Here is a 16,112-nt window from a genome sequence, read left to right on the forward strand (position 1 = left end):
GAGATGTGTATAAGAGACAGGTATTTATGGTCGCCCAATTCCTGCGTTATTATGCGATTTTTCTGCACCGGTGAAACTGGATTATGATTACACCACAGAGCAGTTATTAGGCTTGCTTAAATTTGCTGATAACTTAAATTTGTTTAAATAGGCTATAATCCACCAAAAAAAGGAGAGATAATGCTAACACATTTAGATGAAAAAGACCGTCCAAAGATGGTCGATGTAAGCCCAAAAGATCCAACTAAAAGAGTAGCAACTGCTAGTGGTATCATCAAAATGAGCAAAGATGCTTTTAAGGCGATCAAAGAAAATACAGGCAAAAAAGGACCAGTCATCCAAACAGCCGTTGTCGCTGCGATAATGGGCGCTAAAAAGACAAGCGAGCTAATACCTATGTGCCATCCACTGGCCATTCTGGGCGTGGATTGTGACATCGAGGAGCTGCCTGAAATTTGCGCTTTCAAGCTTTTTGTAAGCGTAAAGATAGAGGGCAAAACAGGCGTCGAGATGGAGGCGCTAACAGGCGTAAGCGTGGGACTTCTTACTATTTATGATATGGTAAAAGCCATAGATAAAGGTATGGAGATCGGCAACATCGTACTAGAGAGCAAAACAGGAGGCAAAAGTGGCGAGTATATGCGATCTAAATAATAAAAAACCAAAGATCGACTACCCAACACACTGGGAGTACAAAGTGATCTTTGATGCGAGTGATGAGGCAGAGGCAAAGGTGAAAGATATAGTAAAAGATAGGGAATTTAAGCTAGTTTTTTCTAAATTTAGCAAGGATAAAAAGTACGCGAGCTATGATCTAACCGTGCTAGTTTTGAGCGAAGAAGAGAGACTGGAGATATTTTCAGCCCTAAAACACGAAGCAAAATACGTTTTATAAGGTAAAAATATGGATAAACTTGAGCAAAATTTACGTGATTATAAAGATAGCGAGGGGCTACTAACTAGCATAAAAGCTCTTTGCAACGACTTTTTTAAGGACGTCTCAGACAAAGATGAAAACGCACTGCCTGATCTTTTGAAGCAAAAGATGAATGAGCTTTACAACAAGATGGACAAAGAGAGCCTCATAAATGCCAAAAATCTAAAAAGCGCGATGGAGGGGATAAATCAAGCTCTAGTTAGCGGTGAAGAGAAGGAGCTTTATGAGCTATTTGATAAAAGAGATGAGATAAATAGAGCCATCGAGACAAAGCGTGAAGAGATAAAAAATAGGCTAAAAATTTCATTTGAAGCGGCTGAAGAGGTCGTAAAAGATAGAAATTTTGGTGAAAAAGAGGAAATTTTAGAGCTTTTAAACAATGCGATCATTAGAGAAACGAGAATGCTTGGCATCTTAAAAGAGAGCGCTCAAATCGCCTTTCTAACTACGCTTGAGGGCGCAAAGGATGTAGAAGAGACCGCTGGCGCGATAGCTAAAAATATGACCTATTCTGCGATAAGAGGTGGGGAGTTTAGCAAAGAGCGAATGTTTGAAATTTCAAAAAATATCATCAGTGCAGCGGGGAATTTAGCAAATGAGGGGCATATCTTTGCAAAAGAGCTCATAAAAGGCGCGATAAATGGCACGAGAGATGGCATTTTAAGAGCTATTGAAAAGCTAAAAGATGAGGCTAAATTTGCTCCAGATGAGCTAAGGCTAAACTCACAGCTTTTAAATTTAAAAAACGTAGATGAAGAGTTTATAGCGCTTCTTAAAGAGCTTGAAAACGAATTTGACGGCGTAGCTAAAAGTGAGATCGAAAGCGTGATAAATAGCGAGCTTGACACAAATCTAGCAAAATTTAAACGCATAAGCGATCAAGCGATAGAGCAGATCAGCTCAAGGCTTGAAGAGCTAAAATCAAACGGCGTTGCTAAGCTTGTGAGCGAGGCAAACAATAAATTTGAAGCTCTAAAGCAAGAGCTAAATGACAAGAGCAAAAAGCTAAAGCTAAATTTTGACGCAAATGATAAGCTTGAAGGCCTCAAACAAGATATCGCGGAGTTTGAGAAAAAGGCGAACGACAAGCTTGAAGATATCAAACAAATGGATATAAAAACAGAAGCTAAGAAATTTGGCGATAGAGCCTATCAAGCCGCAAAAGACTTTTTAAACGTCATAAAAAAAGATAAAAAAGAGGAGTAAATTTGCCAAGCTTTTTGGCAAATTTATCATTTTGGCTAGGTCTTAGCCTAGCCATTTTACAACTTAAATTTATAAAAATAGATAGAGCAAAAACGCACCCAAAATGAGGCGATAAACGACAAATGGCAGCATTCTGACCTTTGAGATGATCCCCATAAATAGCTTCACGCAAATATAAGCACTAACTGCACTTATGATGACGCCTAGGGCGATGTCACTCCAAGGCAAGGCGTTTGGATCTTTTATAAGCTTGATACTCTCAAGTCCGCCAGCTAGGATGATGACTGGGATCGACATCAAAAATGAGAAATTTGCACTGCCTTTGTGGCTAAATCCTAAAAATAAGGCTGCTGTCATAGTTATACCTGATCTTGAGACGCCAGGGATGAGCGCCACAGCCTGCGCTAAACCAATGATAAGAGCAAATTTTATGGTCATTTCGTATTCACTCTTGTTTGTCGAGCGAAGATCAGCAAAGTAAAGTGCGATGCCAAAGACGATCGTAGTAACAGCGATTACAACGCCGCTTCTTGCGTACTCTTCGATCACATTGTTAAACAAAAGTCCAAAAATGCCAACTGGGATAGTGGCAAATCCAACGCACCAGACAAGCAGGCTATCGCCCACCATCTTTCGTTGCGCGATCGAGGCAAAAAAGTCACGAAGTAGCTTAAAAATCGTATCTTTAAAATAAAAAAGTATCGCACTTAGCGTACCAACATGCACTGCCACGTCAAAAGCAAGCCCTTGATCTGGCCAGCCAAGTAGCTTTGGTACCAAGATGAGATGAGCTGAGCTTGAAATAGGCAGAAATTCGCTTATGCCTTGCACCAAGGCCAAAACGATAACGTGAGAAATTTCCATAAAATGCCTTTTTTGGTTGTAGATTGCAGTTGGGGATTTTACTCCCCAAAGTTAAATTTTATATAAGTTCGCTAGCAAAATTTGCAAGCTTTTGCGGAGTAAATCCGAAGTGATCAAATAGCTCGTTCGCCTTGCCGCTGGCGCCAAAGCTGTTCATGCCATAAACCGCGTCGGCAAATTTATACCATTCATAGCCAGTTGCAGCCTCAACTGCGATGATCGTTGTGTTTTTATCTAAAATTCTAGCCACATACTCAGCTGGCTGCTCGCAAAGCAGGTCAAAACAAGGCGCTGATACGATATTTGCGCCGATACCTTGCTCAGCTAGAATTGCAGCTGCTTTTACACAGAGCGAAACCTCGCTGCCACTTGCTATAAATGTTATCTTCGCATCTTTTGCCGAGCTTAGAAGATATGCGCCGTTGCTAACCTCGCCAAATTCGCCTTTTGCAAGTGGCTCAAGCCCTTGGCGGCTAAGTACAAATGCACTTGGAGCGTTTAAATTTAGCGCCGCATGCCAGCTAGCTGCGTTTTCGTTGCCGTCAGCTGGGCGGAAAGTGTAGAAATTTGGCATAGCTCTAAATGTGCTAAGCTGCTCGATCGGCTGATGTGTCGGACCATCTTCGCCAACGCCTATACTATCGTGCGTGAATACAAAAAAGTGTTTTATACCCATTAGCGCTGCTATCCTCGCACTTGGCTTTAGATAGTCGCTGAAGATAAAAAATGTCGCTGAAAATGGCAAGAAAAGCCCGTATCTAGCGATGCCGTTATTTATAGCTGCCATGGCGTGCTCTCTGATGCCGTAGTGGATATTTTTGCCGTCTGGAAAGTCGCCCATGCCCTTTAGCTCGGTCTTGTTTGAAGGAGCAAGATCTGCACTACCGCCGATAAAGCCAGGGAGTTTTTTTGCTATCTCATTTAAAATAACGTGGTTTGTATCTCTTGTGGCTAGCTTTTTGTCGCTAAAGTCTGGAAATTCGATCTTGCTAAAGTCTGGATTAAGAAGGGAATTTAGCAAATTTTTACCCTCAGCACTTAATGCCTCAACCTTTTTGTTCCACATAGCCTCTTCAAGATCGCCCTTTTCTACGGCGCCTCTAAATCTTAAAAGCACGTCCTCGTCAATGGCAAATTTCTTCTCAGGGTCAAAACCAGCTGCGGCCTTTGCCTTTTTGATGATCTCCTCGCCAAGTGGCGCGCCGTGGCTGTGGTGGCTGCCCTCAAGCTCCATTGCGCCGCGTGCTATGTGCGTGTTTGCGATGATGAGATATGGCGACTCTTTCTCGCTAGCTTGTTCAAGCGCAAATTCGATCTGGTTATAGTCATGTCCGTCGATGCGTGCGACCTCCCAGCCCTGCGCCTCAAACCTAGCCTTGACGTCCTCGCTAAATGCTATCGCTGTGTCGCCCTCGATCGTGATATTGTTTGAGTCGTAGATGAGCACAAGGTTGTCTAGTCTTAAATTTCCTGCGATTGAACATGCCTCGTAGCTTATGCCCTCTTCTAAGTCGCCGTCGCCGCAAAGGCAGTAAATTTTATGATCGATTATTTTATTATCTGGCTCATTTAGCACGTTTGCAGCGTATTTTTCTGCCATGGCTAGACCAACTGCATTTGCTACGCCTTGACCAAGTGGGCCAGTAGCCACCTCAACGCCTGGAGTGTGAATTTCTGGGTGTCCTGGAGTGTTTGAGCCAAGTTGGCGGAAATTTTTAAGCTCGTCTAGGCTTAAATCGTAGCCGCTTAGGTGCAAAAAGCTATAAACCAAGCTTGATGCGTGACCACCGCTAAAAACGAGCCTATCTCTGTTTAGCCATTTTGGATTTTTAGGGTTGTGTTTTAAAAAATTGCTTAAAACTACCATGATATCAGCTAGGCCCATAGGAGCACCTGGGTGTCCGCTGTTAGCGTTTTGCACCATATCAGCGCACAAAAATCTTATAGTATCGGCTTGTTTTTTTAGCATATGATCTCCTTTTATTGCGTCAGATTATACAAAAAAGTGATTAAAACTTGCCTTGCATTTTTACCCAAAATGTCTAAAAAGTGATATAAATTTACTAAATTTACGCGCTTATCTTAGGTGCTTGTCTGTAAGCTCCAAGATCATCTTTGCTATGCCAGCATCTATCTGTTTTAGCACCTCTTCTATCTGGCAAATTAGCTCATCTTTTTTCTTTTTTGCACCAGATAGACCAAGTAAATTTGTAAATGAATTTTTCGCTAGGTCGTTATGCACGGGTTTTCCAGCAGCCGCTTCGTCGCTCGTAAGATCAATAATATCATCTTGTATCTGAAAAGCAAGCCCAAGCTTTAGGCCGATATCGTAAATTTTATCGCACTCATTTTCAGCTAAATTTGCTATTACTGCGCCCATTTTTAGGCTAGCAGCGATGAGCTTTGCGGTTTTGTGGATATGTAAAAATACTAACTCATCAAGGCTTAACATCTTGCCAGAGAGACCAAATTTAGCCTTTGCTCTTTTTATATCCTCTTTGTTTGTATTTTCAAAAAAACAATCAAGCGCCTGACCTAGCACCATACCACTAACGCCAGCATTCTCGCTTAAAATTTCCACGCATTTTATGCGTGTTTGCGCTGGCAGATCAGCGCGTGAAATTTCATAAAAAGCATGCGTATTTAGCGCATCTCCTGCAAGTATCGCAGTCGTTTCGTCGTATGTTACGTGAAGCGTTGGCGTGCCGCGTCTTAGGCTTGCGTTATCCATCGAAGGAAGATCATCGTGGATGAGCGAGTATGTATGCATCATCTCAAGCCCCAAAGCCACTCTCATCGCCTTTTTCGTGAGGCTTTTATCGACATTTTCGACCACACCAAGAAGCAAAAGCGCCCTAAAGTGCTTGCCTCCAGCCTTTAGCATAACGCCAAGCGCCTCCTCGTAGTAAGGATGAAAGCTAGGCGCCTTTGGCAAATTTGCATTTAGAAATTTTACGAAGTCCTCAAGTAGGCTCATTTTGGCACTCTTGCAAAGAACTGAAAGTCATTTCTACTAAATAAAAGCACGAAATTTTGCAGGTCGCCGATCTTTTCTAAAAGCCCCTCACGGCTACTCACACTCTCTTTGTTGTAGCCTAAAATTTTATCGCCTATCTTGATGCCAAAAATTTCTGCATTTGACTTTGGCTCGACCTTAGTAACGACTAAATTTTTATCGACCGTGATACCATAATCCACCAAAATTTTATCATCAAGCAAGCTCTCAGGCGACTTTGGCATGATATTTAAATTTGGCAGATCAAGGCTTGAAGGGGCGTCTATATCAAGGCTTTGGTTAAATTTCACATCCCCACTTACTGGCACTTGAAAGAGTAGCTGCTCTCTATCACGCTTCACGATGATGTCAAGCTTCGCGCCCTTTGGAGCAAAAAGCACCATCTCATTTAGCTCTCTTAGGCTCTTTGGTTTTATGCCATTTATCGTAACAAGCTCATCATCAACCATCATCATCTTGCCGCGGCCCAGTGGATCAACAAGGCCAACAAAAAATTTATCCTCTTTTTGCAAGAACTTCACGCCGATATCGCCGTAATAGACGTCATCGTAAGATACAAAGTGCTTTAAATAGCGGTTTGGTATAAATTTATCAGCTCCAACAGCTATGCCTATCATCTTGCAGCAAGGCGTGTTTATCTCGCCAGTCGCGTTATACTCGAAGCTTAGTGTGTCAAAGTCACCTAAATTTTGCCCTAAAGACTTGATGTGACCCATGACGGTGTTGTTTGCGTCGTTTAAAATTCCAACCCAAGTACTCTTTTTTATGCGCTCCTCGTTGGTCTCATCAGCCATCACGACAGGGCTTAGCTCCTTGCTAGAGCGGACCAAAAAGAGCTGCAAATATGGATCAAATTTGACATATTCGCCAAGCGGAGCTCCGTCACTTTTTGGCACTGCGATCAAATTTTTAGTGATAGCCACGCCAAAGTGTTTATTTACCGAGACGATTGAGTTTTTGTTCTTTTCAAAGCAGGCGTTAAAGTCCTCTTGCGTAGGCCTAGGATCGGCATTTAAGCAAAGCGCTGATAGCAAAAATGCAAGGGCAAATTTATATTTTAGTCTCATTTTATCCCCATCGAAGCAAGTCCGCCAAGCATCCTTGAAGCGGTGTTTTTCTTATCGGCCTCAACTGATTTTAGCACGTCATTTACGGCGCTTATTAGCAAAATTTGCATGCTCTCTTTATCTTCAAGCAAGCTATCATCTATGCTGATATCAAGTATCTCGCCACTGCCGTTTGCTCTCACACTTACCAGCCCGCCGCCGCTTTTTGCTCCAAATTCTTTATTTTTACTCTCTTCTTCCATCTGCTTGGCCTGCCTTTGCACATCCTCAAGCATCTGCCCCATCTTTGAAAAGTCAAATCCCTCAAACATCGCCTACTCCTTTATGATCTCGTTTTTGTTATTTACGTGCACGATGGTTGGCTTAAATTTCTTAGCCTTTTTAAATTTCATACTAGCATACGCCACGATGATGACCACGTCGCCAACGCAGACCTTTCTAGCAGCTGCGCCGTTTAGGCAAATTTCGCCTTTTTTGCCCTTTATCACGTATGTGGAAAATCTCTCGCCGTTATTTACGTCTAAAATTTCCACCTTTTGATTTTCTATCAAATTTGCAGCCTTTATAAGCTCCTCGCCGATGCTGATCGAGCCAACATAGTTTAAATTTGCGTCTGTTACGACGGCCCTGTGGATCTTGCTAGCTAAAATTTCTATTGTCATTTTCTGCCTTGTTTAGTTTATTTGCACTCTATCACTGGTCTGTTTGCTAAAAATTTCTCGTTAAATTTCTCTGCCTTTAGCGTCTTTTCTAGCTCGTCAAGGGTTTTAAAATTTCTAGCAAAAGATACGCCAACTAGTCCACACTCGCTCGTTTTGGCAACGTCTAGAGTTATCTCATAGCTGTTAAATTTTGGATTATTTGGCTCTGGATAGTAAATTTCTTCACGGTAAGAGCTGTCGCTACCTATCTTTTCTATCTTAAATTTGCCCTTTTTTGGATCTGTGGTTTTTTTTATCGCTGTTATAAAATCATCTATGTTTTTGATGCTTGGCGCATAAGTAACGCTGATTAGCTTACTCCATCCATAGCCGCCCTCATCTTCCAAATAGTACTCCACCGTAAATTCATTTTGGTATTTTTGGTGATAAATTTGGCCGTCATACTCTATATTTTGAGGTAGGTTGCTCACCAGATAGCTCTTTTGGTTTGCGCTAGATTGTGGCTTTTGCGGCTCTTTTTGAGCAGTGGCACATCCTAGTAGCAGCGCACTACAAGCAGCCACAAGGGCTAAATTTAAAATCTTCATCGTTTTTCCTTTCATAAGTTAGTGAGATAAAATTTCAAGCACCACCTCTTTGTCGCTAAATGGGTGCTTGACGCCCTTTATCTCCTGATATGGCTCGTCGCCTTTGCCAAGTATGACAAGCGCCCAGCCAGGCTCTAGCTTGCTAATGGCTAGCGCGATCGCCTCTTTGCGGTTGGCGTTTCGTATCAAATTTTCATTTTGGCTCATGCCAGCGCAAATTTCGTCTATTATGCTCTCTGGCTCTTCGCTTCTTGGATTGTCACTTGTGACTATGCAAATTCTTGCGTATTTTTGGGCTATCGCTCCCATTTTAGGGCGCTTTGTCCTATCTCTGTCGCCGCCTGCGCCAAAGACTGCGATCAAATTTAGATGTCTAAGCGAGTTTAGCACCTTTTCGATACCATCTGGCGTATGGGCAAAGTCTACGATGACTAGCGGATCGGTGCTAACGACCTCCATCCTACCGCTCACGCCTTTAAATTTACTTATCGCCTTTGAAAGTGCGGCCGCTTCTGGGCGCTCAAGCAGGCAAACGGCGCCAAGAGCGGCGATTAGGTTGTAAAGATTAAACTCGCCTTGAAGGCTTGAGTCTATCTCCACATCGCCATTTGGCGTCTTGATAACTGCGTCTATGCCGTCCTTTAGTCCATAAACTATCGGCGCAAAGCTGGCTGGCTTTTTGATCGCGTATGTGTAGGCGTTTTTTGGGTTAAATTTAACTCCGCCATCGTCAATGTTTATGAGCTTTACGCTCTCATCGTCAAAAAAGCTTGATTTTACTCTCGCGTACTCCTCCATGCTCTTGTGGTAGTCTAGGTGATCTTGCGTTAGGTTTGTAAAAATTTTAAGAGCAAAATTTAAGCTCTCTATGCGTTTTTGAGCGATCGCGTGCGAGCTAACCTCCATCACAAAGTACTCACAGCCATGCTCGCTGGCTGCTTTGAGGTATGAGAGTGTCTTTAAAATAGCACTTGTCGTAAGCGCCTTATCATCTATCTGCTCGCCCTCTATAAATGCCCCTCTGGTGCCACTTAGACCGCATTTTTTACCTAAATTTCGCAAAGTCTCGTAGATAGCCGCAGCCGTTGTGGTCTTGCCATTTGTCCCTGTGATGCCAACTATTTTTAGATTTTCATCGATCTTTAAAAGCTTTTTGCACTCTTCAAGGGTGATTATCTTAGCGCCATTTTTTACTGCGTCCTCTGCAAATTTCGCATTTGCAGTGGTTTGCACAAAGTATGCACCCTGTTCGCACTCATTTGAGTCATCTGTTATGAAGCTATTTTCTACTGATATTTTCATCGTTTTGTCTTTTTTGTATCTCTTTAAAAAGCTGATCTATACGCTCGTCGCCGCCAAACATCACCGCCGCACTCTCAAGGTAGTTCATGCTCATATCGATGAAGTCATTTTTTATCAAATTTCCTAAAAATTCCAAAAAGTCGTCTTTGTTTGAGATCATCACCTTGGTTGAGAACATGATGTTTTCAAAGACCTTTTTAAAGCTGCCGTCCTTATAAACAGCCCTTTTAAAGTCCTCGTAGCTGATCGCGTCTTGCTCTTCAAAGTACTCGCTCTCCTCGTCTCTGGACTCTAAAATTTTTAAAATTTCCTCCACGCCCTCGTCGTCTTCGCCGGCTCTTACTTTCGCCATGTAGTAGTCAAACAAGAGCTTTGCCTCCTCGGCATTTTCCTCGCCAAGAGAGCAAATTTGTATCAAAAATAGCAGATCCTTCTCGCATGTCTTCTCGTAGGCTAGTGAAAAGTAAAAGATCGCATCTTTAAATTTAGAGCGTTTGAAATATTTTATGCCTATTTTTTTATAATCTATCAATGTCAAATTCCTCGCCGATCGGAACATTTATGACCTCAAGCTCTGGGCGAATGTCGATGCGAAGCTGCCTTTCGATGCCGTATTTTAGCGTGGTCGTGCTGGCTGCACATCCGTGACAATGCCCTGTGAGTCTTACGTAAATTTTGCCGTTTTTTATGCCAAGTAGCTCCATGCCGCCGCCGTCATTTTCAAGTATAGGCAGCACCTTTTGCAAACTCGCAGTCACTGGTTTTAAAAGCTCTTCATCACTAAATGGGATCATATTTTTTCCTTAATTTTTTTAGCTATTATAGCAGATAAAGTGCAAACAAACGTTTTCTAGGCTTTTGCTGGGGGCGTTTTGGCTTTAAATTTTGGTGGTTTTTTGTGAAAAAAAAGGGCAAATTTGCCCTTTAAATTTAGTTTAGTAGAAGTGATTTTATATCGATTTTATGCTCTATCATCTTGCTTTCAAGCATAAATTCTTGCGTAGCCTCAAGCGCTTTTATATCATCAGCCGTGATCTTTGAGCTAAAGTCGTACTGAGGATACATGCTCTTTACCGCCTCTATGCTAAGCCCAGTCTCTTCAGCTGTAAATTTAAGCGCTTCGTTCTCGTTTGCTTTGATGTAGTCTAAAATTTCGTCCTGAGCCTTTTTAAATTTCTCAACTACGTCTTTATGCTTTTTATAAAACTCTCCGCTTGTTGCCGTGACGATGACTGGAGTGATGACGCCTTTGCCAGTTGTCACTACGTTTAGGCCTGATTTTTGAGCGTTGTAGGCCGCTGGTCCTGCAAGAAGCGCTGCATCGACGCTGCCGTTTTCAAGTGCAGCTTGCGCAGCTGGGATGCCCATAGAGATGAACTCTACGTCGTTTATACTAAGTCCGCCAAGCGCTAGGTATCTCACCAAAAGCTCATTTAAGATAGTGCCTTTTGGGCCTGCTACCTTTTTGCCTTTTAGATCTTTTGGCGACTTTATGTTTTGATCTTTAGAAAATATCACAAAGGCTTCAGGCGCCCTTGAATAAGCGCTTATGATCTTTATATCAGCCTTATTTGCAGCCGCTAGTATGACCGAAGTGCCGCCCACGCAGTTTAAAAACTGGAGCGAATTTGAAGCCAGAGCTTGCGTCTGCTTCGCACCTGAGGTGATCTCAGAGTACTCAACCGGCACGCCAAAAGACTTTGCGTAAAAACCTTTAAATTTATCGACGATAGATGGGACGTTTAGCGGCGATTTGACGTAGGTCATGCCGATCTTATCTAAGCCCTCGCTTGCGTTTGCGACTAGGCAAAACAAAGAGGCCGCACACAAAACCTTAAAAAACTTTCTCATACTTACTCCTTTTAAAAATTTTCAAGATTATATATTTTTTTGCTTCATTTTGGTTTTAATTATCATTTTATTTGCCTAAATTTCACTCAAAATTTTGCGTTTTATCGCTATTAGCTCCTCGCTTAGCAGATCTCTTGGCCTTGCTAAATTTGATAGATCGTAGTTTGACTTTATACCGCCTTTTTCAAGCAAGATGATCTCATCCGCCAAAAATAGCGCCTCGTCGATGTTGTGCGTGACAAAAATGATGGTTTTGCCGTCTTGTATCTTTAAAATTTCAGCCTGCATGCTAGCTCTAGTAAAGGCATCAAGCGCGGCAAATGGCTCGTCCATAAGGATCAAATTTGCCTCATATGCAAGCACCCTTGCAAGCGAAACACGCGAGCTCATACCGCCAGAGAGCTGCGAAACAGCGGCAAATTTAAAGTCGCTAAGCCCTATCATCGATATAAGAGCCTCTATCTTCGCTGGCTCGATCTCCTGCTTTTTAAGAGGAAAAACGATGTTTTCATAGACGTTTAGAAAGGGCATGAGACGGGGCTCTTGAAAGACAAAGCCGATCTTTGCTGGCTCTTTAAATTTTATCTCACCAAGGCTTACGCTCTCAAGACCAGCAACAAGCCTTAAAAGCGTCGTTTTGCCACAACCGCTTCTGCCAAGCATGACGGTGATCTTATCTTTTTTTATGCTTAAATTTAGCTCTCTTAAAACATCGATACGCTTTTCGCCTATAAAAAAATGCTTGGATAAATTTGAAATTTCTATCATTTTTCACCTCGCAAAAGGCTAAATTTCGCTATCAAAAGTAAAAATATCCTATCTATGAGCACGCCGCAAATGCCGATCGTAAAAATGCCGACAAATATCCTGTCCGCTCGCGAAAGCTCCTCAGCGTCAAGTATGAGGTATCCCAGCCCGCTTGACGCCGCTATCATCTCAGCTCCTATGATCGCGCGCATAGCGTAGCCAAAGCCTATTCGCATGCCGACAAAGATATCTTTTAGCGCACTTTTTATGATGATCTTGTAAAAAATCTCAAATTTACTAAAGCCAAAAATTTTACCTACCTCGATGAGCTTTATATCACAGCTCGTTAGCCCCTTTGAAATGCTAAGAAACATCGGAAAAAACGAGGCTAGGATGATAATGATGATCTTTGGCGTTTCGTTTATGCCAAACCAAAGCACCAAAATGGCGATCAAACTAAGCGGCGGGATGTTTCTAAAAAACTCCAGTATCCACTCGTAATAAACGCTTATCTTTGGCAAAAGTGCCGCTATGCCACCAAGCACGAGCGCTAGGGCAAAGGAGAGAGCATATCCTGCAAATATGCGCTTAAAGCTGATGATGGTGTGCGTAGCAAGCTCGCCGCTTAGGCTCATGCTATACATCGTCTTAAAGGTTGCAATGGGGCTTGGCAAGATATACGGCGTGAAAATTTCTAGCTCGCAAACGACCTGCCAGATAGCAAAGATTGCTAAGATCAAAATGCTCTTTTTAAAAATTTCCCTCACAGCCCATCTCCGTTGTGACAGCCGTTTTCGCAGTATAAAAGCTCGATGATCTGGTAGTTTTTAAGCTCGCTAAATTTATATGAAAGGGCGTTTTCTATCTTCTCTTTACTACCAAGGCTTAGTGTTTTTACGCCCAAATTTGTGAAAAATCCCGGCGGTATCGGACTTTGCTCGATACTACGCATCTTTAAATTTATAGAGTTTTGCTCTTTAAAACTCTTCCATGTCAAAAATGTGGTTCGCGCTAAATTTAGCCCCCTGCCAAGCTCTGCCAAGTCCTCACAGGGTGTCGTCACGTAAAGCCACTCGTCCTCTTTTAGCTTTGCGCTAAGCTCTATGGCGCTTTCTATCAAAATGGGGTTTAAATTTGAGATGAATGCGGCTTGCTCTTTGAAATTTGCCCTGATGAAATTTACAGCCCTCGGACAGCGGCTATCGTAAATAAGCTCCTTTTGCGCAAGAGCGTTTTTGTATGCGTTTTTTACGCTTTTAACGTGGTCTTTTTCGCACTCTACTACGCTAAAACCTTTGTTTTGCAAAATTTCTTTAAGCGCTGCAAAGTCGTAGATATTTTTTACAACAGGATTTAACCAAACCACTTTTTTCATTAGAGCTCCCGTCAAATTTAAAGCAAAATGTAATAATTAAAATCAAAATTGTATCACTTGAAAGTAAAAAGATGGCTTTGGGGGGTTAAATTTATAAACAGCTAGGCTTTTACGTCTAAATTTCGCTTTTTCTGGCTTTTCTCCATTAGCTTTAGTATATCTATGCCGCTTTTTTCAAGGCGCATTAGCTCCTTTAGATAGGCAAATTTCTCGTCCTTATTTATATCGTAGGTCGCTAGCTTCTCGCTTCGGCCGATCACCGAGGCATAGACCTTGTTGCCGTCAAGCTTGTCCGTGTTTTGCACATTGTAAAGCGACAGCACGCCCTCTATTACCTCTTTAAATTTCGCCCCGCTCTTCATGCCAGCCTTCATCAGCGTTAAAAATCTCTGCCTGCTCTCATCGTCAGTGAAATTTATACTTTGCATTGTCTCATATTCGATCGGTGGCTTGTTTGTGCTAGTTAGCATTGAGATAGCCTTCTTGCCTATTGTAATGCTCTCCACGCCAACCCTCTCGCCAAGATATTGCCTCAGCGCATAGTCCAGCCACTTATCTTTAAACTCTTCAGTGCTTAGGTCCTTGTCAAGTATCTCAAAGCCCTCCACATGGCTTTTGCGACCAAGTCCGAGCAAGGTGCCGCTATCATCTTTTGACGTGTACTCTTTTGCGAAGAGATCGACGTTTGTTGGATAGTATCCGATGATCGATTCATAAAGCCTTCCAAAGCCAAGCGCTCCAGTCTGGCTAACAAAGCTCTTAAGCTCGTCTATCTCGTCTTGGCTCATTTGCTTGTCGTATCCCATGAGCTTGCCCCAGATGCTTATCTTGCCATTAGCGGCCATGCCTGTGAGCGAGTTGTCTTTGGCAAATTTTAGTGACTCGTCATCTTTGTGAAATTTTATTTGATCACTGCTTTGGTTGGCGTTTTGAACTAATTTTTGAGATGATAAATTTAAGGAATTTTCGTCCGCACTGGGCTTACTACGGCTAGCGCTTTGCTCTCTAATGTTTTGAAAGCCGCTATATAAATTTACATTAGCTCCATTTACGCCACCTATCATCTCAAATCCTTTGTAAGATAGTTAAAACAAATATCGTCTTTTTTAGAGTAAAATTTAGAAATTTGTAGAGTTTGACTTGTAAATTTAGGCTGTTTGAAGCTGGATAAATTTAGAATTTGCTTTTTAGAAATTTACCTGAGCTAGGTTTTCTTTTATTGTATTTTGTTCGTATTTTTGATTTTGGCTTTGGCTCGTATATTTGCCATATCGCAGATCATTTCATATCAAATTTGCGCCATCTTCGCTCGCATAACTGGTCAGTCTTGATAGTAAAAATTTCACTCCAAGGGCCGTATGGTCCACTATCTCGACTGCTAGAAGCTATCATGGTCGCCAAAGCGGTAAATTCTCTCTTTTGCGATGTGAGTGCTCCAAATTTCAAACGCCTCATCGTCGCTTTCATGAACGGTTACATAAAGCTTATCTTTTGGTAGTTTTAGCACCTCTGTGACAAATTCCCAAGCGTAGATGGTCGCCTCTTTTTTGAAGTATTCGCCAAAGCTAAATCAAAAAATGTGTGGCGACGCGCTGTGTAGTCAATATTGTCAAGGTCGTTGTGCTTTCCGCCAGCTCTTATGCAGGTTTGAGGGCTAGTGCGGATAGGTGGTGTCGGGCGTGGCACTTCGCCTGTGAAAATGCTCTTAAATGGCACCATGCCTGCGTTTGTAAAAAGTAGTGTTGCATCGTTTGGCACGAGTGGCGCAGAAGCTACTAGTTTATGCTTTTTACATTGTCAAAATTTAGAATTTGAAATTTGGTTTTTGGTGAAACTGGTTAAATTTATAATTTAAGATAGTCTATTAGAAATTTATACCGCATACGATTTAATATTTCAAGTGCCCCCCTTGCCCTTTAAACTCCACAAACTTCCTCGTAAATTTGCACCACAACCACCACAAAAAACACCCCCCCCTGCCAAGTCCGTAGCTCAGCACAACACCGAAAATTTAAAAAGCTGGCTCTAAATTTAGAAATTTATATCATTTTGGGTCGTAAATTTATAGGAAAGCAAAATTTATCTTTTAGGCAAAGTTGGGAAATTTATAACACAAGATAGGCTATTTTGAAATTTTGTTTTCTCCTTATAAATATCTAGCAATTGCTCTTTAAAACTAACCAAGAATAGCTAGCTTAAATTCAGAAATTTATAGCTTTGGCATTAAAATTTAGTAGGATAAATTTAAGCTATAAATTTGTAAGCTCGTTTTAGAAATTTGAAATACATTAAATTTGATACTATGAGCGTCTAGCCAATTTTGTTTTAATACGTCTATATAAACTTTCATTAACTCTACGTCAATTACCTAAACACTTCGGAAAGCTAAAATTTATAATGTTCTAACTTGCAAATTTACTAGAAAACAAAATGGATAAATTTGAAAATATCGTTTTAATGAGCTATAAATTTGTAAGGTCTTTTTAGAAATTTAAATT

General features: G+C 41.7%; 18 protein-coding genes and 1 pseudogene. 3 read left to right on the top strand and 16 right to left on the bottom strand.

Annotated features, from left to right (window positions below; all coding sequences use genetic code 11):
* Positions 1-177: 177 nt before the first annotated feature.
* From moaC to Q0296_RS06695, 3 genes are read left to right on the top strand one after another with little or no spacing between them, the layout of a single operon-like run.
* On the top strand, positions 178-654 hold the full coding sequence (gene moaC, locus Q0296_RS06685; protein WP_187153580.1) for a cyclic pyranopterin monophosphate synthase MoaC: 477 nt from the start codon (positions 178-180) through the stop codon (positions 652-654).
* Complete coding sequence (locus Q0296_RS06690; RefSeq protein WP_103607085.1) at positions 629-895, top strand: DUF493 domain-containing protein; 267 nt, start codon at positions 629-631, stop codon at positions 893-895. Before moaC ends, Q0296_RS06690 begins: the two co-directional genes overlap by 26 nt.
* A 9-nt stretch (positions 896-904) precedes the next feature.
* The gene (locus Q0296_RS06695) at positions 905-2,143 is read left to right on the top strand and encodes a hypothetical protein (RefSeq protein WP_298038344.1); all 1,239 of its coding nucleotides are present in this window, start codon (positions 905-907) and stop codon (positions 2,141-2,143) included.
* 69 nt (positions 2,144-2,212) lie between these two features.
* Here the strand turns inward: Q0296_RS06695 and Q0296_RS06700 are convergent, their stop codons facing one another.
* The 16 genes and pseudogenes from Q0296_RS06700 to Q0296_RS06775 form a co-directional block, all read right to left on the bottom strand.
* Entirely contained in the window at positions 2,213-3,007 is a 795-nt protein-coding gene (locus Q0296_RS06700) for an undecaprenyl-diphosphate phosphatase (protein WP_298038347.1), read from the bottom strand.
* A gap of 58 nt (positions 3,008-3,065) precedes the next feature.
* Positions 3,066-4,976: a transketolase gene (gene tkt / locus Q0296_RS06705; protein ID WP_298038352.1), complete on the bottom strand. Its 1,911-nt coding sequence runs from the start codon at positions 4,974-4,976 to the stop codon at positions 3,066-3,068.
* A gap of 108 nt (positions 4,977-5,084) precedes the next feature.
* Positions 5,085-5,984 carry a polyprenyl synthetase family protein gene (locus tag Q0296_RS06710; RefSeq protein WP_298038362.1) on the bottom strand — a complete coding sequence of 300 codons (900 nt, stop codon included), beginning with the start codon at positions 5,982-5,984 and terminating at the stop codon, positions 5,085-5,087.
* Positions 5,981-7,090 (bottom strand): signal protein PDZ, encoded by a 1,110-nt coding sequence (locus tag Q0296_RS06715; RefSeq protein WP_298038364.1) that lies wholly within the window; start codon positions 7,088-7,090, stop codon positions 5,981-5,983. The genes Q0296_RS06710 and Q0296_RS06715 overlap by 4 nt, the downstream gene beginning before the upstream one ends.
* Positions 7,087-7,401 carry a YbaB/EbfC family nucleoid-associated protein gene (locus tag Q0296_RS06720; RefSeq protein ID WP_021091096.1) on the bottom strand — a complete coding sequence of 105 codons (315 nt, stop codon included), beginning with the start codon at positions 7,399-7,401 and terminating at the stop codon, positions 7,087-7,089. The genes Q0296_RS06715 and Q0296_RS06720 overlap by 4 nt, the downstream gene beginning before the upstream one ends.
* Before the next feature lie 3 nt (positions 7,402-7,404).
* Complete coding sequence (gene panD / locus Q0296_RS06725) at positions 7,405-7,752, bottom strand: aspartate 1-decarboxylase (protein WP_298038368.1); 348 nt, start codon at positions 7,750-7,752, stop codon at positions 7,405-7,407.
* Between the two features lie 17 nt (positions 7,753-7,769).
* A complete protein-coding gene (locus Q0296_RS06730; RefSeq protein ID WP_298038371.1) occupies positions 7,770-8,339 on the bottom strand; it encodes a hypothetical protein in 570 nt (189 codons plus the stop codon).
* A gap of 18 nt (positions 8,340-8,357) precedes the next feature.
* Positions 8,358-9,641, bottom strand: a complete 1,284-nt coding sequence (locus Q0296_RS06735) for a UDP-N-acetylmuramoyl-L-alanyl-D-glutamate--2,6-diaminopimelate ligase (RefSeq protein WP_298038374.1) — start codon at positions 9,639-9,641, stop codon at positions 8,358-8,360.
* Positions 9,619-10,173: a histidine kinase gene (locus Q0296_RS06740; RefSeq protein WP_298038376.1), complete on the bottom strand. Its 555-nt coding sequence runs from the start codon at positions 10,171-10,173 to the stop codon at positions 9,619-9,621. The genes Q0296_RS06735 and Q0296_RS06740 overlap by 23 nt, the downstream gene beginning before the upstream one ends.
* Positions 10,160-10,435 (bottom strand): NifU family protein, encoded by a 276-nt coding sequence (locus Q0296_RS06745; protein WP_298038379.1) that lies wholly within the window; start codon positions 10,433-10,435, stop codon positions 10,160-10,162. The genes Q0296_RS06740 and Q0296_RS06745 overlap by 14 nt, the downstream gene beginning before the upstream one ends.
* A gap of 136 nt (positions 10,436-10,571) precedes the next feature.
* On the bottom strand, positions 10,572-11,492 hold the full coding sequence (locus Q0296_RS06750) for an NrtA/SsuA/CpmA family ABC transporter substrate-binding protein (RefSeq protein ID WP_298038383.1): 921 nt from the start codon (positions 11,490-11,492) through the stop codon (positions 10,572-10,574).
* 75 nt (positions 11,493-11,567) lie between these two features.
* Positions 11,568-12,260 carry an ATP-binding cassette domain-containing protein gene (locus Q0296_RS06755; protein ID WP_298038388.1) on the bottom strand — a complete coding sequence of 231 codons (693 nt, stop codon included), beginning with the start codon at positions 12,258-12,260 and terminating at the stop codon, positions 11,568-11,570.
* On the bottom strand, positions 12,257-12,979 hold the full coding sequence (locus Q0296_RS06760; protein WP_298038392.1) for an ABC transporter permease: 723 nt from the start codon (positions 12,977-12,979) through the stop codon (positions 12,257-12,259). The genes Q0296_RS06755 and Q0296_RS06760 overlap by 4 nt, the downstream gene beginning before the upstream one ends.
* Before the next feature lie 23 nt (positions 12,980-13,002).
* Positions 13,003-13,614 carry a hypothetical protein gene (locus tag Q0296_RS06765; protein ID WP_298038394.1) on the bottom strand — a complete coding sequence of 204 codons (612 nt, stop codon included), beginning with the start codon at positions 13,612-13,614 and terminating at the stop codon, positions 13,003-13,005.
* A 101-nt stretch (positions 13,615-13,715) separates the two neighbouring features.
* Positions 13,716-14,678, bottom strand: a complete 963-nt coding sequence (locus Q0296_RS06770; RefSeq protein WP_298038397.1) for a hypothetical protein — start codon at positions 14,676-14,678, stop codon at positions 13,716-13,718.
* Positions 14,679-14,995: 317 nt separating this feature from the next.
* Positions 14,996-15,432: pseudogene (locus Q0296_RS06775) on the bottom strand (alanine--tRNA ligase-related protein); the annotation flags it as partial.
* Positions 15,433-16,112 lie beyond the last annotated feature (680 nt).

It is taken from the genome of uncultured Campylobacter sp., from assembly GCF_937890585.1.
Taxonomy (GTDB): domain Bacteria; phylum Campylobacterota; class Campylobacteria; order Campylobacterales; family Campylobacteraceae; genus Campylobacter_A.

What these genes read in the sequence shown, in the direction of transcription:
- tkt (WP_298038352.1), bottom strand. Translation starts at nt 4,976, where the DNA reads ATGCTAAAAAAACAAGCCGATACTATAAGATTTTTGTGCGCTGATATG.
- Q0296_RS06770 (WP_298038397.1), bottom strand. Translation starts at nt 14,678, where the DNA reads ATGATAGGTGGCGTAAATGGAGCTAATGTAAATTTATATAGCGGCTTT.
- Q0296_RS06745 (WP_298038379.1), bottom strand. Translation starts at nt 10,435, where the DNA reads ATGATCCCATTTAGTGATGAAGAGCTTTTAAAACCAGTGACTGCGAGT.
- Q0296_RS06730 (WP_298038371.1), bottom strand. Translation starts at nt 8,339, where the DNA reads ATGAAGATTTTAAATTTAGCCCTTGTGGCTGCTTGTAGTGCGCTGCTA.
- Q0296_RS06720 (WP_021091096.1), bottom strand. Translation starts at nt 7,401, where the DNA reads ATGTTTGAGGGATTTGACTTTTCAAAGATGGGGCAGATGCTTGAGGAT.
- Q0296_RS06695 (WP_298038344.1), top strand. Translation starts at nt 905, where the DNA reads ATGGATAAACTTGAGCAAAATTTACGTGATTATAAAGATAGCGAGGGG.
- Q0296_RS06765 (WP_298038394.1), bottom strand. Translation starts at nt 13,614, where the DNA reads ATGAAAAAAGTGGTTTGGTTAAATCCTGTTGTAAAAAATATCTACGAC.
- Q0296_RS06750 (WP_298038383.1), bottom strand. Translation starts at nt 11,492, where the DNA reads ATGAGAAAGTTTTTTAAGGTTTTGTGTGCGGCCTCTTTGTTTTGCCTA.
- Q0296_RS06715 (WP_298038364.1), bottom strand. Translation starts at nt 7,090, where the DNA reads ATGAGACTAAAATATAAATTTGCCCTTGCATTTTTGCTATCAGCGCTT.
- Q0296_RS06710 (WP_298038362.1), bottom strand. Translation starts at nt 5,984, where the DNA reads ATGAGCCTACTTGAGGACTTCGTAAAATTTCTAAATGCAAATTTGCCA.
- panD (WP_298038368.1), bottom strand. Translation starts at nt 7,752, where the DNA reads ATGACAATAGAAATTTTAGCTAGCAAGATCCACAGGGCCGTCGTAACA.
- Q0296_RS06735 (WP_298038374.1), bottom strand. Translation starts at nt 9,641, where the DNA reads ATGAAAATATCAGTAGAAAATAGCTTCATAACAGATGACTCAAATGAG.
- Q0296_RS06755 (WP_298038388.1), bottom strand. Translation starts at nt 12,260, where the DNA reads ATGATAGAAATTTCAAATTTATCCAAGCATTTTTTTATAGGCGAAAAG.
- Q0296_RS06700 (WP_298038347.1), bottom strand. Translation starts at nt 3,007, where the DNA reads ATGGAAATTTCTCACGTTATCGTTTTGGCCTTGGTGCAAGGCATAAGC.